Genomic DNA, 18,700 nt, shown 5'->3' with positions numbered 1-18,700 from the left:
GACCATGGACGACGAGACGCAGCTCTGGACCGGAATCGCACTGCTCGTCGTCGGCGCGATAGTGCTGTTCTCGCCGCAGGTGCTCGAACTCAGGTACACGCTGGTCCTGCTCGCGGTGTCCGTGCTAATACTCGCGGGTGGCGCGCTGCTCGTCGGACTGTCCCGTCGCGGTCGAGCGGTCTGAGGCAGAACGCGGGAGCCCAGAGGGTCGAAGAAGTGAAAAAACGGGTGCCCGACCCCGACCCGATGGGAACGAGCGACAAAGCCAAATGGTCGACAGTTGAATCTCCCGGACATGGCACTCGACTACGAGCGCGAGCGCGAGAACTTCGAGTGGGAGATTCCGGGCGACTACAACCTCCCGGCCGTGATCGAAGACCACGCCGAGAGCTTCGGCGACCGGGTCGCGGTCCGGTTCCGCGACGACCAGGGCAACGAGGCCGAGCGCACCTACGCCGACCTCCGAGACGATGCGAATCGCTTCGCGAACGCGCTGGCGGACCTCGGCGTCGGTGAGGGCGACCGCGTGATGCACCTGTTCCCGCGTCACCCCGACGCCTTCGCCATCCAACTCGGCGCGCTAGACCGCGGCGCGCTGCTGGTGCCGTGTTCGGCCATGCTCAAGCCGAAGGACATCGCCTTCCGGGCGAACGACTGCGAGGCCGAAACCGTCGTGGTCCACGACAGCCTCACCGACATGGTCCAGCCGGTGCTCGACGAGACGCCGCTGGAGCGCGTGATCGTCCTCGACGCCGATGGCGCTCCCGACAGCGAGAACTGGCACGGCTTCGCCGACCTGCTGGATGGCCGGGAGACCGACCACGAGGGGCCGGCTCTCGCCGCCGAGGATCCGATGTCCATCAACTACACCAGCGGGACCACGGGCCAGCCCAAGCCCGTGCTTCACCGTCACCGGTGGATGCACTGCTTCGAGCGCATCAACGGCCGGTACTGGTGGGGCGTCGACCGCGACACCGACTTCTCGGACGAACTGCTCTGGGCGACCACCGGCACCGGATGGGCCAAGTGGTTCTGGAGCCCGGTCGGCGTGGGGCTGACGACCGGCGCGACCCAGTTCGTCTACGAGGGCGAGTTCGACGCCGGAACGTACCTCGACCTGATGGAAGAAGAGGGCGTGACGCGACTCTGCGCGGTCCCGACACAGTACCGGATGTTCACGCAGGTCGACGGAATGGCCGACTACGACCTCGCGCTGACCGAAGCCGTCTCGGCGGGCGAGCCGCTGAACCGCGAACCAATCCAAGAGTTCGAGGACGCGTTCGGCGTCACCCCGCGGGACGGCTACGGCCAGACCGAGACGGTCGCGCTGGTGACGAACTACCCCGGCATCGACGTGAAGCCGGGGAGCATGGGCAAGCCCGTGCCGGGCATCGACGTGACCCTGCTCGACACGCAGGACGAGGAAGAGGTCGCGCCGGGCGAGACTGGCGAGGTCTCGGTCCCGGTCGACAGTCCGGCCATCTTCGACAGCTACTACGAGAAGCCGGACCTCGACGCCGAAACCTTCCACGGCGACTACTACCGCACGGGCGACCTCGCACGGATGGACGAGGACGGCTACTTCTTCTTCGAGGGTCGGGCCGACGACATCATCATCTCGTCGGGCTACCGCATCGGCCCGTTCGAAGTCGAGGACGCGCTGGTCGGTCACGACGCGGTCGCCGAGGCCGCCGCGGTCGCCAGCCCGCACGACGAGCGCGGGAACGTCGTGAAGGCCTACGTCGTGCTCGCGGACGGCTACGAGGGCAGCGAGGAACTGACCGGGGAACTGCAAGACTACATGAAGGCCCAGACGGCCCCGTACAAGTACCCGCGCCGCATCGAGTACGTCGACGAACTGCCGACCACCTCCAGCGGGAAGATCCGCCGCATCGAGCTCCGCGAGCAGGAACGCCAGAAGTTCGGGGAGTAAGTTTCGTCTCCACCGGTTTCGGCCGGTGGGCCAACCGGCAGTTTCGGCCGGTGGATCAGCCGACAGTTTCGGCCGGTGGAATAACCGGCAGTCTCGACCGATGGGCCAACCGGCAGTCTCGGCCGGTGAATCAACCGGCAGTTTCGGCCGGTGGATCAACCGACCCCTGGCGGACTGAAAGGGCGAGGCGCGCTCGCGGTCACGTGATCGAAGCGAATGTGACCTCGGAAGTCGCGGTTTGTCTTCCGGCGTCCAGTTTAGTCGTCTCAGCGCGGCCACTATCTCGCGGGCGCAGTTCTGCGCCCGCGAGATATCCCGCTGAGCGGCCTCCTCGTGAGCGCAGCGAAGGAGGGCTCGTCGGAGCTTGCCTCCGACGGTGGCGAGCACGCCGAGGGCTTTCGAAACGTAGTTTTACTTCTCCGCAGTCGGTCGTTCTCCGGGTTTTCGAAGCGACGTTTACAGCGAATTCATGGAAACTCTAAAGAACTCCACAAGAACGCCGACAAACCTCTACTCCTCGAAAACGACCCTATCGCCGTTCTCCCGACAGTCCTCCAGCGCGTGCTTGGCCGCCATCCCGGCCGGCTGTGCCGTGGCGGCCCGTCCGACGCCAACCTTCAGTTCGACGTTGACGGTCTCCTCGACGTGCTGGATGGTGTCCTCGTAGGCCGCCCGGTCGAGGTCCGGACACACCGCGATGACGTTGTCCCCGCCGACGAAGAACGCGAGGCCCTCGTGTGCGCGCCGGAAGTACTGCATGAGTTCGGCGTACCCCTGCTCGATGTGGATGAACGAGTCGAAGGCGTTCATCCGGTCGGTGTACTTCCCGGTCGCGTCGTTCACATCGAAGTGCGCGATCTGCACGTCGTCGTCGGTGCGCTCGTCGGGGTCGAGTGTCGCGCCGCCGAGGATCTCCGTCCGGTCGGCCGCCTGCGCGCTGCCGGCGTCCTGGATGTGGTCGGTCGCCGTCGAGAGCGCCGCGACCGGGCTGGGGTCCGCGCCGACCCCGAAGCTGACGGTTACGGGGTAGCGGTTGCCGACCGACTCCTGTATCATGGCGTGGTCGGCCTCGTCCATCCCGTTCGTGACCGCGATCATGTTGTCGAATCGGGTGAAGAAGACGTACCCGTCGCGGTTGCCGACCAGTTGCGAGAGGTCGGCGTACAGCCGCGATTGGAGCGTCTGGAGGTCCACCTCGCGGCGCGGTTCGGGCGTCACTGTCCACGGACCGTAGTTGTCGATCTGGATCAGGGTGACCTGCGCGTTCGTCACTGTTGGGCGGTCGTTCGCAACGCCGGCTTATAAGTCGTCCTAATTCCGATAGCTGTACCAGAACTGAGAATGCCGGGCTGTGATATCTCGCCGGGCGCTCGCCAGGGGGTCGAATCCACCGGATTTCCGGTGGAGAATCGCGGGGAGTAGTCGGGAAGAGGAGCGAAGCTGTCCGTTTGGTCGGCTTCGGCACGTCGAGCACCGTCTTTCGGTATATATTCGTCCAGATTTTTGCGTTCGAGGTGGACGTATTACGGAAGCCTTATCCCTGCAACCGACATTTGTTTACTCGCAATGGCAGAAGGAAACGTTGACTTCTTCAACGACACTGGCGGCTACGGATTCATCTCGACTGAGGACGCGGACGACGACGTGTTCTTCCACATGGAAGACATCGGCGGGCCGGACCTCGAAGAGGGAACCGACGTAGAGTTTAGCATCGAACAGGCCCCGAAGGGTCCGCGCGCGACGAACCTTACGCGCCTTTAAACAACGCTTTCACGCCGCCTGACGGCGGATGAATGCGCTTTTCCGTAAACGACGACCGACGAGCGACTGCGCTATCGAGCGCCATCGTGCTGTCGGCTTCATATCGAAGAACTCCACGGAGAGTCCTCGCCAAGTTTTTTGAGCGTTCGACTCGTCGCTCCTGTGTGGTCCGAGAATCCGTCACCTTCGGACTGTCGCTGCTCGTTACCGTCGTCGGACTGGCCATCGTGCTGTACGGCGTGTCATTGAACGCCGGGCTGGCGCTCAACGAGTTCATGCTCGCCGGCGGTGGCGTAGTCCTCGTCGCCATCGCTCTCCACACCGGCGCGCTGATGAGCATGGACGACGCTCACGACGCGGCGTAGACTCGCCTTCGGCGGTCCCATTCCGGGAGATTCAAACCCCCTTCTCACCTGTTCCCTGCCAATGACAATCCCCTCTTTCGTCGTCGGCATCGCCGGGGGAACCGGCGCGGGGAAGACGACGGTAGCTCGCGAGATAACCGCGGAGGTCGAGGACTCGGTGACTCGAATCTCGATGGACAACTACTACGAGGACCTGAGCCATCTCGACTTCGAGGAGCGCGCGGAGGTCAACTACGACCATCCATCAGCGTTCGAGTGGGAACTCCTGCACGAGCACATGGACGCGCTTCTGTCGGGCCAGACCATCGAGATGCCACAGTACGACTTCTCGATCCACAACCGCAAAGCGGAGACCCTCACGGTCGAGCCGACGGACGTGATCGTACTGGAGGGCATCCTCGCGCTGTACGACGAGGACGTCAACGAGATGCTCGACGTGAAGGTGTACGTCGAGACCGACGCCGACGTGCGCATCCTCCGGCGCATCGAGCGCGACGTGGTCGAGCGCGGGCGCGATCTCGAAGGCGTGATGGAGCAGTACCTCTCGACGGTCAAGCCGATGCACGAGCAGTTCGTCGAGCCGACGAAGAAGCGTGCGGACCTCATCATCCCGGAGGGCGCGAACCGGGTCGCGGTGAACCTGCTCGAGGAGAAGGTTCGCGCCGAGACGTACACCGACTCGGGGTCCGCGTGGACCCTGAGCGAGGAGAACGTCGAGCGCGAGAGTTCCGACCACCTCGCCGTCACGGGACCGGGCGTTGCCGATACCGACGAAGATTCCGAGCGCTGGACGGACGACGAATCGTAGCTCGACCTGCGAAAAATAACGTCAGCAGTCGGCGAGCCGTCGTGGTTCAGGCGTGCTTCGTCTCGGGATTCTCGCCCTGCGGGTGGTAGTCCCAGAAGCCGCCGGCGCGCATCCCGGCACCCACCGCTTTGTGAAAGTCGACGATGCTGTCGAACTCCTCGCCCTCGACGTATTCGAAGATGTCCGCGACGCTGACCACGCGCTGGTAGTTGATCCGAACCGGCTCGTCGCCGTGCTCGTCGACGAACTCGCGCTTCGACAGCGGGAAGTCCTCGTCCTCGTCGAGTCGCTTGGCGAGGATCGCCATGCCGTACTTGCGTCCGCCTTCGCTGCCCTCCTCGCCGTCGGGGTCGTGGGGCCAGTCCATACCCGAGTCGTCGGACGGGTGGAGGAAAAGGATTTCTCTCCGCGTTCGGAGCGGTCGCGGTGCTGTGTCGTGTGGTTGCGGTGCTGTCCGGGGTGCTCGCGGTGCGGTTGCGGTCTCACAGGCTCAAGCAGTAGTTTGCGGTCTCGTTGCTGGCAGCGTTCCCTTCACGCTCCACCCTCACTGTAATGCGAGCAGACGAGCTGCTCGCAGGGTGTTCGTCCGAAAAGCGGTGGGATTGGGATTTGAACCGGAGCCAGACGGTCCGGGCATGCGGCGCTCGCTCGCGGTTTCACCGCTCGCGTTGCCGAGGCGCGTTGCGCCTCGTACGCGCCGTTCCGGGCTGCGACTGGCAGGGCTCAAATCCCAATCTGAGACCGTGTCCTTCCTCACGATGAGGCGAGCAGACGAGCTGCTCGCAGGATGTTCGTCCGAAAAGCGGTGGGATTGGGATTTGAACCCAAGAGGCCTTCCGGCCACCTGCTCTCAAGGCAGGCGCGTTAGTCCACTCTGCCATCCCACCGCAATCGATTCTTCGCCGCGAGCGGTTTAAGAATTGTCGGTCTACTCCCGGACCAGTTCTGGCTCGCCACCCTCCCCGTCAGCTCCTCCATCCTCGCCAGCGAACACGCGAAGTCCCCACTCGCGGAGCAGTTCGGTCGTGTGCTCGGGGACGACCAGCCCGGCAGTCGCCCGGGCGTTCAGCAGCGCGACCAGCGAGGCGAGTTCCGGCCCGGACTCGACCCGAGGTGCGCTCGGCAGGAAGTCGACGGCGTGGCCCGCGTCGGCTCCGCGCATCGCCAGCGTCTCGACAGCGGGGACGGCGAACGCGTCCTCGAAGTCGATGGGCTCAGTGAAGCCCGCGTAGTGGGTCCCGCCGCGCTCGCTCGGGCCGAGCACCACGTCGTTGCGTCGAAGCTTCATCGCGGCGCTGTCGACCTCCTTGCGGGTCAGCGTCGGTGCGGTGCCGGGGACCACCGCCGCGGACTGGACGTCCTCCTCCTCTAACAGGTGGGTGACGGTGTTGCCCGCCCGCGCCGCGACGTTCGAGCCAACCTGCACCTCGTAGCGCGCGGCGTCCGGGTCGTCGAGCGCGTCGGCCGCGAGCGCGCGAATCTCGGCCTGGGCGCTCTCGTCCCCGCGATACGCCTCCGGAATCAGGTCGTCCGGTCGGTAGTTGACCAGCAGTTCGCCGCCGCTGCGCTCGACGGCGAGCAAGGTGTCCTTCAGGCTCGCGGCGTAGAGGTCGGCCGCCTCGGCCTCGGAGAGCGGCGCGGAGTCGGGGAGGTCCGGCAGGACGAGGCCCGGCCGCGGCGGGTCGGCGAGGACCGCGATGACTGTCATGCTCGCACCTCCGGGCGCGCGGACCTTGAAAGTTTTAATCCGGGGCGCTCAATCTCTGGGCATGAACAGGACGAGACCATGAACTGGTGGAAACCACTCGCCGTGCTCGCAGTCGTCTTGCTCGCGGTCGGTGCGGTCGGCGCGCTCGTCGGACTCGCCGCCGCAATCGCAGGGAACACCGCGGCGCTCGCTACGGTCGGCCTCGTCGCGGTCGTGGTCCTCGGTCTGAGCGCGCTCGGCTCCGCGCCGTCGCGCTGGCTGTCGACGCCCTACTGGGGTCGATGACGACGAGGATCCGTAGCTTTACCTCGCTGGTGAGTATGGAGCATGTACTCACCATTTTCAACCGTTAGATTTTCATAATCGTGACAGAAGTTAGCGTCATGGAACTTGCAATCCTCTCTGACACGCATATCCCTGGACAAGCAGAGCAACTACCCGACCCGTTCCGTGAACACATCGAAGAGGCCGACCACGTTCTTCACGCTGGAGACTTCGGCTCAAAGGGGGCCCTCTGGGACGTGCGAGAACTCGCCAACGGTCTGACTGCGGTCTACGGAAATGCTGACCCGGCCGACATCGATCTCTCGGCGGTTGCATCGGTCACGACCGATGGTGTAACTGTCGTCGTTTCGCACGGGATGGTCAACTTCGTCGAGCGGGCGGTTTCGAGTTCGGAAGGGGTTGTTTTCGACCGTGACGACTGGCTCGATGCGATTTCTGATACGGCACTGGCGAGAGCCGATTCGGACGAACAGGTCGTCGGTGTCGGCGGCCATAGTCACGAGACAGAGGACGAAACCCACGACGGCGTTCGAGTGTTGAATCCAGGGAGCGCAACTGGTGTCGGTCCAGCCGACGGGAGGGCAACGATGATGACTGCCGAAGTTACTGACGACGACGTCGACGTGATTCTCCACGAGGCGTGATACGTCCGCACTCCGTACTTCTGATCACACCACGCGAGACAGACCCTGTTTCGGTGCAATCGACCAACGACAGTTCCCTCACCGTTCCCCTAACCCGCCCTCACTACCGCCCGCGCCGACCCTTCGTCTGCCGATAATCCCCGTCCATCAGCGCGAGGAAGCGGTCCACGAACGCCTCGCGCTCGTCGTCGCTCGCGTCTCGCGGGTCGGCCATCGGTACGATCTCGAAGCCCCGACCCCGGATGGTGGTGGCGTGGTCCTCGACCGCGTCGAACTCCTCTGCCGGTGCGGTGGTGTACTCGGTCGCGATCTCGGTCAGCGCGCGCTGGCCGACCGGAACGAGGATCTCGGGGTTGATCATCCGTATCTCGGCGTTGAGGTACGGCTCGCAGGTCCGGACCTCCTCGTCTGTGGGCGGGCGCTCGGGCTCGCGGCATCTGGTGAGGTAGGTCACGAAGGCGTTCTCGAGTTCGGGGTCCTCGTCGCTCGGCAGCGAGTTATTGAGCCCGAGTTGGCCCAGCACGTGCTGGAGCGCCTCCCCGCGCTCGTCGCCGGTGAACGGGACGCCGGTGCGGTCGGCTCTCTCGCCGGGCGCTTCGCCGACGAACAGGAAGTCCGCGCCCACGTCGCCGTACCCGTGGACCACCCGCTCGCGAGTCTCGCAGAGCGCCGGGCAGTTCCGGCAGTCGGCGTCCATCCCGAACGGGTTCGCGCGGGTCTGCTGGTTCGCGTCCATCGTCGGAGACGTGGGACTCGCGCGGTAAAAACCGGTCGGGAAGTCGACGGGGTAGTGTCTATGAACGGAATAGAAATGTCAGGGCTGCTCCTCGACTGCCTGTCGCTCCCGGTCGAGCGCCCGCCGGAGGTACGGTTCGACGCGCTCGAAGTGCTGGCCCCGTGCGACCCGCTCGCGCCCCCGGTCGTACGCGACGACTCCGAGGTTGGCCAGCTTCGGCAGGTGGACGTCTATGAGCGAGGCGGTGACCCACTCGCGGTCGGCCTCGATTCGTGGGGCCACTGCGTCGGCGAGGCCCGTCACGGAACGCTTCTCGTAGTCGCGGTCGTCCTCGTCGAGCAGTTCCGCGAGGACCAGTCGCCTGCGCCGGTCGGCGATGGCGGTAAAGCAGTCGCTCACCGAGGGCTTCGCCGACGCGACGGCGGCGCTGTCGACGCACTCTACTACGGTGTCGAACAGCGCGCCGACCTCGCGGACGAACTCGCAGTCGTGAGCCGCGGGTCGCAGGCAGACGTAGCCCGCGGCGTCGCCCGCGTCGAGCGTCCGGCGGAACTCCCGGAGGAACTCGAACGCTCCCTCGCCCCCGAGGTCGTCGACGAGTTCGGTCGTCGAGTCGAGGTACGCGACGGTCCGGCCGTCGTCGGGCCACGCATCGAGGTAGCTCGCCGCGGCGTCGCGGATGCCCTCGGCGTCGGTCGGGTCGGCCACGCCGCGGACCACGCTTTGTGCGGGGGCATGTGCAGGCGTCGCCGACCGCATCACCTCGCCGACGCTGACGACGCCGATGTTCCGTGGTCGCCGGTCGATGCGTTCGCGCCACCGCTGAAGGAACGCGGCGGACTGCTCGTGCGTGACCGCGAGTACGTCGTTCGGTTCGTCGTCGGGGAGCAGATCGAACAGCGGGCCGAACTCGGACGAGTCGTCGCCGGTCCGACGCAGGACGAGCGTGTGCGAGTTGCCGTCGACGCTGGTTCGGACCAGTCTTGTGTCTTGCACGTCAGTCCCCTCCTCAGTCGAGTTCGGGCGCGGATTCGTCGACGATTCGGACGTGGCCGTCACTTCGGACGAACACGTCGAGGCCACAGACGCAGAAGCTCACCTGCGCGTCGCCGGCGTCGTCGGCGAACAGCGCGTCGAGCGCGTCCGGGTCGATGCGGTCGGAGAGCGGGATGATCGTACTGGTCGGGTCGACGCCCGCGACTTCGGCGATAGCCTCGATGACCGTGTCGCTGACGGTGGCCGGCCCGTCCGGGTCGTGGGTCGCACGGTAGATCCCTTCTCTGTCGGGTGACTTCGAGAGTATCGAGCTTTCTTCGGTATCGTTTCCTAGATTGGTCTTTGACACGTTTCCCGGCCCCAGCGATTGTTCCGGTCCGCATCCTAATAAATTTACGGCGGGCCGGAAGCGCCGCGGTCGCGGTCGACGCCCTGCCTCGATCCCCGGTGCGTTCTATGGGAAGAAATCGGAACCTAATCGGCTCGCGTGGTCGTTCTCGGGGCTTCGCCCCGCCGACCGGCCACGCAACTTAATCCGCTTCGCCCGGACAGTTACCGTGGGGGTTTCATGACAGAGCACACGTCACGCCGGCGCTTCCTGAAAGCGGCGGCAGCGACTGGCGCACTGGCTGGATTGAACGCGACGGTACTCGCGCAGGAGGGCGACGCGAGCAGCGAACTCATCCTGCTCGGTGGGGACACGCCGGGATGGAAGGGCTACCGCCTGCCCGGCGGCGAGGCGGCACTGGGAACCCGGAACCCGACGCTCACGCTGCAGGAGGGGACGACCTACACGCTCATCTGGGAGAACGTCGACGGGGCCTCACACAACTTCGCCATCCAGGACGACCAGGGGAACAACCTCGAAGTCCTCGAACCGCTGTCGGTCGAGCAGGAGACGTACCAGCAGTTGAACGAGACCGCGCCCGACGAGAACGTCTCGGTCGCCGTCTCGGACGGCAACCTCACGGCGGTCAACGAGTCCGACGGCGGGATGGCGGGCGGCAACGAGACTGGCGGTGAGATGACCACGACGCAGTCACTCGTGGCTCAGACGGAGATAATCAACCAGCAGGGGGCCGTGCAGGCGGTCCGATTCACCGCGACCCCGGAGATGGCCCAGTACATCTGCCTCGTCCATCCGAACACGATGCTCGGCGACGTCGAGCTACAGTCGGGCGGCGGCGGTGGCTCGGGCAACAACAGCTCCGCGTAGTCGCCGGACTGCGGACGTACCCGTCCTTTCTACTCGTTTCGCGGACTGCTCGGATGGTAGTCGGTGTCGTACTCGCCGGGCCGTCCATCCACGCGGTCGGGGTTGATGCGTCCGCCCAGCAGCATGAAGTCGACCAGCGTGAGCGCCAGCATCGCCTCGACCACCGGGACGCCCCGCGGCGGGAGAACGGGATCGTGGCGGCCGATGACCTGCTCCTCGCGCTCCTCCCCGGCCTCCCAGTCCACCGTAGTCTGGGTCTTCGGAATCGAGGTCGGCGCGTGGAGCGTGAGCTCGCCGTAGATGGGCTCGCCCGTCGTGATGCCACCCTGTAGCCCGCCGTGGTCGTTCTCGACGGGGACGGGGTCGGCATCCTCGGGGTTCTCGGGGTCGCTGAACTCCCACTCGTCGTTTCGGTCCTTGCCGGTGTACTCCCGCGCTTCGCGACCGAGCCCGAACTCGAACGCGGTCGAGGCCGGGACCGACATCATCGCCTGTCCGAGTCGGGCTTCGACCGACTCGAACCGCGGCGCCCCGAGCCCGCGCGGGACGCCCCGCGCCTCGAAGTAGATTGAACCGCCGATGGAGTCGCCCGCCTCCTGGTACTCGTCGATGAGCTCGCGCATCTTCTCGGCGGTCTCGGGATGGCCACACCGGACCTCGTTGTCCTCGCTGTGCTCGACGATTTCCTCGAAGGATAGCTCGGGGGCCTCTACGTCGCCGATCTGGTTGACGTGGGCCTTCAACTCGATGCCCTCGCGTGCGAGAATCTTCTTCGCGATGGCTCCCGCCGCGACCCAGTTAACGGTCTCGCGCGCCGAGGAGCGGCCGCCGCCGCCCCAGTTGCGCGTGCCGAACTTCGCCGAGTAGGTGAAGTCACCGTGGGAGGGCCGCGGTGCCGTGATGAAGGGTTCGTACTTCTCCGAGCGAGCGTCCTTGTTGTCGATGACCATCCCGATGGGCGTGCCGGTGGTGTAGCCGTCCTGCACGCCGGACTTGATGGACACGTGGTCGGGTTCGCCGCGACTCGTGGTGATCATCGACTGGCCGGGCTTTCGCCGATCGAGGTCGGCCTGCACGTCCTCCTCGGTGAGTTCGAGCCCCGCGGGACAGCCCGAGACGGTGACCCCCATCGCCTCGCCGTGGCTCTCGCCGAAGGTAGTGACCTGAAACAGGCGTCCGAAGCTGTTGCCGTTCATTGGCTGTTGGTTGGAGTGGGTGGCTATTTATGGTTTGGAGAAGGCGCAAGGTTGGACGAGAACGGGATTCGAGGTACGGGTGCAAATGTGGATGTGGTTGCGGCCGCGGCTACGGTCGTGGTTGCGGGTGGAGTTGTGGTTGCTGTCGCGGATGTGGATGCGGTTGCGGATGCGGTCGCAGATGCGGTTGCGGATGCGGTCGCAGATGCGGTTGCGGTCGCGGTTCTCCTAGGCTCAAGCATAACTGCGGTAGTTGCTGTTGCGGTAGCGGGTTTGGTCGTCGCTACGTGTTCATTGAAAACAGAGACGAAGCTAGCTTCTGCTTGAGCATCGGCGTGACCGCACCGCACAGCAACCGCAACCGCACGGCGACCGCGGGCCGCAGACCCCCCCCAGCCGCCTGCGCGTCTCGGCCTATGGCCTGCGATGCTCGTCCCTCGCGCGGTTTGGCGCGGCACGAGGCACCGGCAGACAACCCGCGTCTGCCGAGCAGTCGGTCGCTCCGCTCCCGATAACCGCGCCCGCACGCGCCGGTTCGATGGACAAGTAGCCGCATCAGCTGGGAGAACAAGCAAGCGCGTCAGCGGCGAAAGGCGGTTCGCCCGAGATATCGAAAAACGACGCCTCGGAGCTTCAGACTGGAACCCCGTCCACGACCGTCTCCTCGTCCACGACCAGATTGTACGCCTCCTCGTCGTCGTTCCACAGCACGAGCACGCGCTCGAAGGCGAGCAGATCGCCGTAGTCTGCGGTCCGGAGGTCGCCGTTCAGCGACGTCTCGTTGGTCAGCACCGCGAAGTGGTCGGTCGCCTCGCTCCCGTCGCCGACCTTGAACACCGGGTTCTGGTCGCCCTCGGCCAGCGAGTGGCTGAGTTTGACAGCTACGAGGTCGACGCGCTCGGTGACGTGGCGCTCCATGTCGGCCATCTTGGCCGACCGGTCGGCGTCCGCGGTGAACTCGGCCTTCCGTAAACCATCCGTCCGGAGAATCGAGTAGGCGAACTGCACGTCGACGTTGACGAACTCGCCCGACGCGGCGTCGCGCTCGCCGCCCGCAGTCGTCCCGCCGGTGTCAGTTCCCGTGCCAGTGTCGCCCGCCCTCTCGCCCTCGTCCAGTTTGCGTTGGAACGGCGGGACGGCGAGATCGGGTTTCACGTCGAAGGACCACCCGCGGTCGGTCGGGCGCTCGCCGGGCCAGAGTCGCAGCGTCGGCGCGAAGACGGTCGCGGTCCCGGCCTCGTCGGCCACCGCGCGCTCGACCTCCCGGAGGCCGATGGCCGTCTCGCGGTCCGCGGGCTCGATAGCGAGCAGCGTCCCGTCCTCGGCGAGGAAGTCGAGCGAGCGCGTGAGGACCGCCCCCGGGTCGTCGAGTTCGTTCAGGACGTTGGCGAACAGCACCACGTCGAATTTCCCCGCCGGCTCGAACGCCTCGGCGGTCGTCCGGTGGAGCGTCGGGTGGAAGTTCCTGCCCGTCTCCGCGACGAGGTGGTCGAACACGTCCGCCGCGGGACTGGGTTCGACCGCGTCGTACTCCACGAGGGTTTCCTCGGATTCGGCGAGATAGTCGTGGATTCCGAGCGCGGGGCCGCCGACGCCTGCGCCAACGTCGAGAATCCGCAGGTGGCGGTCGAGCTGCCCCGCTTCGGCGAGTTCGTGGAGAACGTACTGGACCACGGCGTAGTTGTCCGGCAGGTGGTAGATGGCGTAACCGAGCGCTGCGAGGTCGTCGTACTCTACGGGGTTGTTCCGGAAGTAGTCCTCCTTGAGCCGTCGAATAGTCGCTCGCAAATTGTCGCCCGACTCGCCGCGGTGCCAGTCCGGCCCGAAGCGCTCGACCAGCAGGTCTCCGAGCGCGGTAGCGTACTCTGGCGGGAACGCCTCGACCCCGCGGAACGTCGGCGTCACGGTGCCGTCCTCGACCGGCACGAAGGTGCCGTCCTCGCGCTCCACGAGGGCGAGCGACGCGGCCTCCTCGCGGAGCACCTGTTTCACCACCGCGGGATGGGGCTGGCCGTCGACGTATTCGGATATCTCCTCCGGGTCGACGGGCCGGACGTTCCGGAGATACTTCGCGTTCTCGACCACTCCCTCGCGCTGGTCAGGGGTCACGAGTCCGCACCTCCGTCGCCGGACTCGTCGAGATTCGAGGTCGCCTCTCGATACAGGGCCGCGAACTCCTCGCGGTCGGCGTCGGCGAACCGGTCGGCGAACTCGGCCACGCGGTCGAGCCCGTCGAACGTCTCGCTGATCTCGGCGTACACCGCAGGGTCGTTGCCCGCGATCTGCTCGGCGACCTCTCGGAGTTCCGCGTAGACCGGGGTGGTCAGTCCCTCCGGCACGTCGTCCGCGGCGAGCGCGAACGAGAGCACCGCGGCGTGAGTCCGGGCCTGCACCGTCGTCATCGCCTCGTCGTGTTCCTCGGGCGTCGTCTCGACGAGGCGGTTGCCCGCGGCTTCGAGCGCGTCGAGCAGTCGGTCGACGGTGGGACCGGACTCGTCCGCAACGACCGCGACGTTCCCCGGCGCGTTGGCCCGCGCGAACAGCGGGTGGAGGCTCACGCGCTCGCGGTCGGGTGCGACCGCACGCATCGCGTCCACGGGAGCGCCCATCCGCCCGGTCACGTCCACGAGCGCGCGCTCGGCGCGGGGCGCGTGGGACTCGATCACGTCCGCCGCGGCCGACATCGGCACCGCGACGCAGACCGCGTCGAAGGTCTCGTCGGTCGAGAGGGGAACTGCGCGTCCCCCGAACTCCGCCGCGGCATCCTCGGCGACGGCCGGATCGGCGTCGGCGAACGCGAGGTTAGCGACAGCGGAGTCGGCAGTCGCGGAGCCGGCAGTCGCGGAGTCGGCCGTCTCGGAGTCGGCGGGACCCCCGACTGCGACCTCGCCGAACCACCGACCCATCTCGCCCGCGCCGACGACGAGTAGCTTCATCGCTCGGTGGTAGCCGGTCCGGTGGCAAAAGGTGTTCGCTCCTATCGGAGCGAGAGAGTCATCTCCAGCGCGGCCTTCATCTGGCCGGCGGTCCCGGTCGGCCGGAACCCGACCGTCCGGTAGAGGTGGACCGCCGCCCGGTTCGTGCGCTGGACCGACAGCCAGACCCGTTCGATGCCCGCGCTCCGGCCGTGTCCGAGGAGCGTCCGGAGGACTGCAGAGCCGATTCCCGCCGAGCGGTATCCCGGGTGGACGAACAGCGCGAGTTCGTGGTCCTCGTCCCCGTCCAGTAGGACGCCGTGGCCGACCGCACGGCCGTCGTGAGTCGCCACCACGGCTAAACCCTCGGCGATGCGGTCGAGCCACGCTTCGCGCCGCCGGGGAGCAGCCGGCGGAATCCCCTGCGCGCGGTCGGCCGTCCCGAATTCGTCGTACATCGCGGCCAGCGACGCCCGTTCGTCGGACGACTCGTCCGCGCCACGGAGTCGAATCGTCCGCCCGTCGGCGTCGACGATACTCCGCGGTGGTGTCGAAAACGGTCCGACGGCGTCGGTGTCCGACTCCTCGTGGGCGTCGAACTTCTCGACGTCCGTGCTCATCGGTCCTCGAATCGAGTGGTAGGGCGAGCGCTGGCGCGACCGCCCAGTCGGAGCGGGTCGTCGAGCGAACGAGTGGGAGGCCCGCCGGTCGGGCCGGACAGAACGGACCGGCCGACCCGTCCGGCCGGTCGACGGCCAGTCGACGCCCCGCCGAACCGGGATGCTCCGCGGAGAGCGGACGGGAGACGGGGTGCAGCTACGGCTTGGGATTCGGAGGCGTCGCCGCGGGCGGCCTCGCCCGGGACGCGCGGCAGGGTGTTACGAATCGCGTCGTACGCGGCCGACAGCAGGGTGGGTCGTCCCATTGCGATTCCACCGTCGAGGGACCACCAGATAAATATAATGGTCTTTGATGATAATAGTCCTTATATTCCCTTAGTATTCCATCGCGACCGCGTGTCGGCTGTCGTAACGCGTAGCGACTCGACGGAAGCGACCGCGTCGAAGTCCGATTCTGCGTGCACTACTGGTTCCAGGGAGCCTCGTCGGGGTCCACGATGCGCCGGCGCTCCTCGATGCCGTCGATCTTCTCGACGTCCTCGTCGTCGAGGTCGAGGCCTAGGCTGAGCCAGTTCTCCCGGAGGTGGTCCTCGCTGGTGGCTTTCGGAATCGCAGTCACTTCTTGCTCGCGCAGCCACGCGAGGCTGACCTGCTGTGGCGTCGCGTCGTGCTTGTCGGCGACCTCCTGCAGTTCGTCGACGTCCTCCACGTCGCCGCGGGCGATGGGCGAGTAGGCCACGAGTTCCACGTCCACGTCGTCCTGCGCGCAGAACTGCCGGAGTTCGGTCTGCGGGCACAGCGGGTGCATCTCGACCTGATTCGCGAAGATGGGCTCCTCGGACACCTCCACGGCCTCTTCCAGCAGGTCGACTGTGAAGTTGCTCACGCCGATCTCCTCGATCATCCCCTCCCCGCGGAGCTCCGCGAAGGCGTCGAGCGTGTCGGTGGCCTCGTACTCGCCGGTCGGCCAGTGGACGTACAGCAGGTCGAGGTACTCCATTCCGAGCCTGTCGAGGCTCTCCTCGGCGGCTGTGAGCACGTGATCGTAGTCGAGGTTGTCCGGGCCGACCTTCGTCGCGACGAAGAGGTCCTCGCGGTCGACCTCGGACTCCGTGACAGCGTCGCCGACGGCCTCCTCGTTGTGGTACCCCTCCGCGGTGTCGAGATGTCTGTAGCCCATCCGGAGCCCTTGCTGGACGCTCTCGAAGCACTCGTCGTACTCCTCCATCTGGTACGTCCCGAGGCCGAACATCGGCATCCCGTGGCTCGTCGGCGGCGAGAGTTCGGTGACCGCCTCGTCGACCTCGGCAGCATCGGGCGTAGATTCGGACTCGGACTCGGACTCGGACTCGGATTCGGACGCTGGCATGGATTCCGACTCGGGTTCGGGCGTCTCTCCGTGGCTCATCTGCTCGGGCGTCTGCTCGTCGGCCACGCCAGTCATCGAACCCGACTGGTGGCTCGACCCCGACTCGTCTTCGGATTCGGTCGCGCTCTCGCTCCGGCCGGGCATCGCCCGGCTTCGGATCATGTCCGTGATGCCGCCCGACTGTTCCTGCTCCTGTTCGTGTTCCTGCTCTCGACCCTGTCCCTCGCTTTCGGGCATCCCTTCGGATCCGCCTCCGGTCTGTCGGTTCCCGTCTCCACTCCGTCGGCTCCCGAGCAGGAATCCCGCGGCGAACGCGGCCGCGAAGGGGAGTCCCTTGCCGACGAGTCCCCGCTGGCCGCTCTCCTCGCGCGATTCCGCGGTCTCTTCCGATGTTTCAGTCTCCAGTCCGAGCATGCCACCGTAGTTCGGGAGGCGCGTACTTGCCGGTTGTGGCGGGTCGTGACTCTGATGGACCTGTCTTCTGCGGTGGCGATTGCGGTGCTGTGCTGTCGCGGTTTCTCCTATGCATCGGCAGTAGCTAGCTCAGATGTGCGTGAATCCGAGTGGGAAGCCGACACGAAGCTAGCTATTGCTTGAGCCTAGGCGTGACCGCAACAGCACCGCAACCGCGACTGCACCGCAACAGCACAGCAACGTGGGCCTCAGACCTCCCCAGCCGCCTGCGCTTCTCGGGCTGCGCCCTGCGATGTCTGCGAGCGACCCACGAGTCGCCCGCACGGCAAGCGAGGCGCGGTGCGCCTCGCCATGCTCGTCCCTCGCGCGTTTCGGCGCGAGATGAACTCGCGCCAGCACGCGCCGGCGTGGAAGGCGAAGCTAGCGCGAGCCGAGTTTGAAGTTCCTGAAGTGCGGCCGTGGGAAATCGACCAATCGAGCGAAAAAGTGCCAACTCAGCCCTCTACTTTACTCCAACTGCAGGTGGATCGGATAGTCGGTCAGGTTCTCGTAGCCGTCCTCGGTGACGACCACCAGATCCTCGATGCGGACGCCGCCCACGTCCGGGTCGTAGAGGCCGGGCTCGATGGTGACCACGTGTCCCGGCTCCAGTTCGCCGCCGTCGGGGCTGACCCGCGGGAGTTCGTGGACGTCCAGCCCGATGCCGTGGCCCGTGCTGTGGATGAACCCCGTCTCGGTGTCGGGGTCGCTCCGGAGGGTGGCGTACCCCTCGCGCTCGTACACGTCGCAGACCGCGTCGTGGACTGCCGCGCCGGTGACGCCCGGTTCGAGCGCGTCGAGCGCGGCCTCGAACGCTTCGTAGGTCGCGTCGTAGCGTCGCTGGATTTCCTCGCTGGGTTCGCCCTTGACGAACGTCCGGGTCATGTCGCCGTGGTACTTCGTCGCCTTGTTCTGCGGGAAGATGTCGATAATGATGGTCTCGCCCGCGCGCAGGGGCCCGCTCCCGCGGTCGTGCGGGTCGGCGGCGTCGGCCCCGCAGGCGACGATGGTCTCGTCGAGCGCGCAGCCCCGCCGCAGGAGCGTGACCTCGATCTCTTCGGTGACGCGCTCGCTGGTCAGCGCCTCCCCGTCGTGGTGGAGCATCCCGTCCTCGTCCACGCTGGCTTCTGCGATCATCTCCTCTGCCCGCGCCATCGCGGCCTCGTTGGCTCGCTGGGCCTCGTGGACGTGCTCGACCTCATCGTCGGTCTTGACCGAGCGAATCCGGGTCACCACGTCGCCGTCGAGCACTTCGACCGAGACGCCCTGCTCGCGCAGCGCGTCGGCCGTCCCGAGCGGGAACCGCTCGCCGGTGGCGACCGACTCGACGCCGTGGTCAGCGAGGAACGCGGCGATGGTCCGAGCCATCGCCTCGGCGCGGTCGTACTCGCCGACCAGTTCCTGGAAGCCGTATTCCGACAGGCGCGCGACTTCGTCGGCTCGACTCTCCGATTTCGCGCGGCCGTACTCCAGCCCGGACACGAGCAGGAAGGTTCCCTCGGGCGTGTAGAGGGTCACGAACTCGTCGGGCGCGCCGAAGCCCGAGAGGTACCGCTGGTCGGAGTCGCCGGAGTCGGCGACCACGAGGTAGCCGTCCGCACCGGCGTCCGCGAGCGCGTCGTCGAGCGGGGAGAGATCCGGGTCCATACCCGACGGAAGCCCCGCGAGCGGGAAAACGATACGGGTTCCGGAACG

At 66.6% G+C, this 18,700-nt stretch carries 21 protein-coding genes and 1 tRNA gene; 9 read left to right on the top strand and 13 right to left on the bottom strand.

Features of this window, described 5'->3' with window-relative positions; all coding sequences use genetic code 11:
• Window positions 1-4 precede the first annotated feature (4 nt).
• Together DPQ64_RS03395 and DPQ64_RS03390 are read left to right on the top strand one after the other, a co-directional pair.
• Window positions 5-184, top strand: a complete 180-nt coding sequence (locus tag DPQ64_RS03395) for a hypothetical protein (RefSeq protein ID WP_115862951.1) — start codon at window positions 5-7, stop codon at window positions 182-184.
• Between the two features lie 111 nt (window positions 185-295).
• On the top strand, window positions 296-1,933 hold the full coding sequence (locus DPQ64_RS03390) for an acyl-CoA synthetase (RefSeq protein ID WP_115862950.1): 1,638 nt from the start codon (window positions 296-298) through the stop codon (window positions 1,931-1,933).
• A 510-nt stretch (window positions 1,934-2,443) separates the two neighbouring features.
• Here the strand turns inward: DPQ64_RS03390 and DPQ64_RS03385 are convergent.
• Window positions 2,444-3,205 (bottom strand): GTP cyclohydrolase IIa, encoded by a 762-nt coding sequence (locus DPQ64_RS03385; protein ID WP_115862949.1) that lies wholly within the window; start codon window positions 3,203-3,205, stop codon window positions 2,444-2,446.
• A 294-nt stretch (window positions 3,206-3,499) separates the two neighbouring features.
• On the opposite strand from DPQ64_RS03385, the gene DPQ64_RS03380 reads away from it, so the two are divergent.
• The 3 genes from DPQ64_RS03380 (at window position 3,500) to udk (ending at window position 4,867) form a co-directional block, all read left to right on the top strand.
• Window positions 3,500-3,694 (top strand): cold-shock protein, encoded by a 195-nt coding sequence (locus tag DPQ64_RS03380; RefSeq protein ID WP_115862948.1) that lies wholly within the window; start codon window positions 3,500-3,502, stop codon window positions 3,692-3,694.
• A 164-nt stretch (window positions 3,695-3,858) separates the two neighbouring features.
• Window positions 3,859-4,059, top strand: coding sequence for a hypothetical protein (locus tag DPQ64_RS03375; RefSeq protein ID WP_115862947.1), 201 nt, complete (start codon window positions 3,859-3,861; stop codon window positions 4,057-4,059).
• A 61-nt stretch (window positions 4,060-4,120) separates the two neighbouring features.
• Window positions 4,121-4,867: a uridine kinase gene (gene udk, locus DPQ64_RS03370; protein WP_115862946.1), complete on the top strand. Its 747-nt coding sequence runs from the start codon at window positions 4,121-4,123 to the stop codon at window positions 4,865-4,867.
• Between the two features lie 46 nt (window positions 4,868-4,913).
• On the opposite strand, the gene DPQ64_RS03365 is transcribed toward udk, so the two are convergent.
• From DPQ64_RS03365 to DPQ64_RS03355, 3 genes are all read right to left on the bottom strand, one after another.
• Window positions 4,914-5,234 (bottom strand): DUF5785 family protein, encoded by a 321-nt coding sequence (locus tag DPQ64_RS03365; RefSeq protein ID WP_115862945.1) that lies wholly within the window; start codon window positions 5,232-5,234, stop codon window positions 4,914-4,916.
• A 436-nt stretch (window positions 5,235-5,670) separates the two neighbouring features.
• Window positions 5,671-5,754: transfer RNA gene (locus DPQ64_RS03360), tRNA-Ser, on the bottom strand.
• A 41-nt stretch (window positions 5,755-5,795) separates the two neighbouring features.
• Window positions 5,796-6,575 (bottom strand): DUF2064 domain-containing protein, encoded by a 780-nt coding sequence (locus DPQ64_RS03355; RefSeq protein ID WP_115862944.1) that lies wholly within the window; start codon window positions 6,573-6,575, stop codon window positions 5,796-5,798.
• A 78-nt stretch (window positions 6,576-6,653) separates the two neighbouring features.
• Here DPQ64_RS03355 and DPQ64_RS03350 point away from each other — a divergent pair, with 78 nt between their 5' ends.
• Complete coding sequence (locus DPQ64_RS03350; RefSeq protein ID WP_115862943.1) at window positions 6,654-6,860, top strand: hypothetical protein; 207 nt, start codon at window positions 6,654-6,656, stop codon at window positions 6,858-6,860.
• Between the two features lie 98 nt (window positions 6,861-6,958).
• Entirely contained in the window at window positions 6,959-7,504 is a 546-nt protein-coding gene (locus DPQ64_RS03345; RefSeq protein WP_115862942.1) for a metallophosphoesterase family protein, read from the top strand.
• A gap of 103 nt (window positions 7,505-7,607) precedes the next feature.
• Here the strand turns inward: DPQ64_RS03345 and DPQ64_RS03340 are convergent, their stop codons facing one another.
• From DPQ64_RS03340 to DPQ64_RS03330, 3 genes are all read right to left on the bottom strand, one after another.
• Window positions 7,608-8,240, bottom strand: coding sequence for a uracil-DNA glycosylase (locus DPQ64_RS03340; RefSeq protein WP_115862941.1), 633 nt, complete (start codon window positions 8,238-8,240; stop codon window positions 7,608-7,610).
• A gap of 78 nt (window positions 8,241-8,318) precedes the next feature.
• Window positions 8,319-9,236: a DUF7504 family protein gene (locus tag DPQ64_RS03335; RefSeq protein WP_157971571.1), complete on the bottom strand. Its 918-nt coding sequence runs from the start codon at window positions 9,234-9,236 to the stop codon at window positions 8,319-8,321.
• A 13-nt stretch (window positions 9,237-9,249) separates the two neighbouring features.
• Window positions 9,250-9,585 carry a HalOD1 output domain-containing protein gene (locus DPQ64_RS03330; RefSeq protein WP_115862939.1) on the bottom strand — a complete coding sequence of 112 codons (336 nt, stop codon included), beginning with the start codon at window positions 9,583-9,585 and terminating at the stop codon, window positions 9,250-9,252.
• A 219-nt stretch (window positions 9,586-9,804) separates the two neighbouring features.
• Between DPQ64_RS03330 and DPQ64_RS03325 the strand changes: the two genes are divergently transcribed.
• Window positions 9,805-10,452, top strand: coding sequence for a twin-arginine translocation signal domain-containing protein (locus tag DPQ64_RS03325; protein WP_115862938.1), 648 nt, complete (start codon window positions 9,805-9,807; stop codon window positions 10,450-10,452).
• A gap of 29 nt (window positions 10,453-10,481) precedes the next feature.
• On the opposite strand, the gene aroC is transcribed toward DPQ64_RS03325, so the two are convergent.
• Complete coding sequence (aroC, locus tag DPQ64_RS03320) at window positions 10,482-11,648, bottom strand: chorismate synthase (protein WP_115862937.1); 1,167 nt, start codon at window positions 11,646-11,648, stop codon at window positions 10,482-10,484.
• Between the two features lie 51 nt (window positions 11,649-11,699).
• Between aroC and DPQ64_RS18540 the strand changes: the two genes are divergently transcribed.
• Window positions 11,700-11,975, top strand: a complete 276-nt coding sequence (locus tag DPQ64_RS18540; RefSeq protein WP_157971570.1) for a hypothetical protein — start codon at window positions 11,700-11,702, stop codon at window positions 11,973-11,975.
• A 306-nt stretch (window positions 11,976-12,281) separates the two neighbouring features.
• Here the strand turns inward: DPQ64_RS18540 and DPQ64_RS03310 are convergent, their stop codons facing one another.
• From DPQ64_RS03310 to DPQ64_RS03290, 5 genes are all read right to left on the bottom strand, one after another.
• On the bottom strand, window positions 12,282-13,757 hold the full coding sequence (locus DPQ64_RS03310; protein ID WP_115862935.1) for a small ribosomal subunit Rsm22 family protein: 1,476 nt from the start codon (window positions 13,755-13,757) through the stop codon (window positions 12,282-12,284).
• Window positions 13,754-14,584, bottom strand: a complete 831-nt coding sequence (locus DPQ64_RS03305; RefSeq protein ID WP_115862934.1) for a prephenate dehydrogenase — start codon at window positions 14,582-14,584, stop codon at window positions 13,754-13,756. Before DPQ64_RS03305 ends, DPQ64_RS03310 begins: the two co-directional genes overlap by 4 nt.
• A gap of 41 nt (window positions 14,585-14,625) precedes the next feature.
• On the bottom strand, window positions 14,626-15,183 hold the full coding sequence (locus DPQ64_RS03300; protein WP_115862933.1) for a GNAT family N-acetyltransferase: 558 nt from the start codon (window positions 15,181-15,183) through the stop codon (window positions 14,626-14,628).
• Between the two features lie 463 nt (window positions 15,184-15,646).
• Entirely contained in the window at window positions 15,647-16,441 is a 795-nt protein-coding gene (locus tag DPQ64_RS03295; protein WP_198661992.1) for an aldo/keto reductase, read from the bottom strand.
• Between the two features lie 1,032 nt (window positions 16,442-17,473).
• Window positions 17,474-18,652 carry a M24 family metallopeptidase gene (locus DPQ64_RS03290; RefSeq protein WP_115862932.1) on the bottom strand — a complete coding sequence of 393 codons (1,179 nt, stop codon included), beginning with the start codon at window positions 18,650-18,652 and terminating at the stop codon, window positions 17,474-17,476.
• Window positions 18,653-18,700: the final 48 nt, after the last annotated feature.

Origin of the sequence: Halorussus litoreus (assembly GCF_003382685.1) — an archaeon.
GTDB classification, from domain to species: Archaea; Halobacteriota; Halobacteria; order Halobacteriales; family Haladaptataceae; genus Halorussus; species Halorussus litoreus.
The sequence above is the reverse complement of the archived record's forward strand: the minus strand, read 5'-3'. Positions and strand labels throughout refer to the sequence as shown.

Bases quoted from the DNA above. Each gene is read 5' to 3' on its own strand.
- DPQ64_RS03395 (WP_115862951.1), top strand. From the start codon at position 5: ATGGACGACGAGACGCAGCTCTGGACCGGAATCGCACTGCTCGTCGTC.
- DPQ64_RS03390 (WP_115862950.1), top strand. From the start codon at position 296: ATGGCACTCGACTACGAGCGCGAGCGCGAGAACTTCGAGTGGGAGATT.
- DPQ64_RS03380 (WP_115862948.1), top strand. From the start codon at position 3,500: ATGGCAGAAGGAAACGTTGACTTCTTCAACGACACTGGCGGCTACGGA.
- udk (WP_115862946.1), top strand. From the start codon at position 4,121: ATGACAATCCCCTCTTTCGTCGTCGGCATCGCCGGGGGAACCGGCGCG.
- DPQ64_RS03365 (WP_115862945.1), bottom strand. From the start codon at position 5,234: ATGGACTGGCCCCACGACCCCGACGGCGAGGAGGGCAGCGAAGGCGGA.
- DPQ64_RS03355 (WP_115862944.1), bottom strand. From the start codon at position 6,575: ATGACAGTCATCGCGGTCCTCGCCGACCCGCCGCGGCCGGGCCTCGTC.
- DPQ64_RS03350 (WP_115862943.1), top strand. From the start codon at position 6,654: ATGAACTGGTGGAAACCACTCGCCGTGCTCGCAGTCGTCTTGCTCGCG.
- DPQ64_RS03345 (WP_115862942.1), top strand. From the start codon at position 6,959: ATGGAACTTGCAATCCTCTCTGACACGCATATCCCTGGACAAGCAGAG.
- DPQ64_RS03340 (WP_115862941.1), bottom strand. From the start codon at position 8,240: ATGGACGCGAACCAGCAGACCCGCGCGAACCCGTTCGGGATGGACGCC.
- DPQ64_RS03325 (WP_115862938.1), top strand. From the start codon at position 9,805: ATGACAGAGCACACGTCACGCCGGCGCTTCCTGAAAGCGGCGGCAGCG.
- aroC (WP_115862937.1), bottom strand. From the start codon at position 11,648: ATGAACGGCAACAGCTTCGGACGCCTGTTTCAGGTCACTACCTTCGGC.
- DPQ64_RS03305 (WP_115862934.1), bottom strand. From the start codon at position 14,584: ATGAAGCTACTCGTCGTCGGCGCGGGCGAGATGGGTCGGTGGTTCGGC.
- DPQ64_RS03300 (WP_115862933.1), bottom strand. From the start codon at position 15,183: ATGAGCACGGACGTCGAGAAGTTCGACGCCCACGAGGAGTCGGACACC.
- DPQ64_RS03295 (WP_198661992.1), bottom strand. From the start codon at position 16,441: ATGCCGATGTTCGGCCTCGGGACGTACCAGATGGAGGAGTACGACGAG.
- DPQ64_RS03290 (WP_115862932.1), bottom strand. From the start codon at position 18,652: ATGGACCCGGATCTCTCCCCGCTCGACGACGCGCTCGCGGACGCCGGT.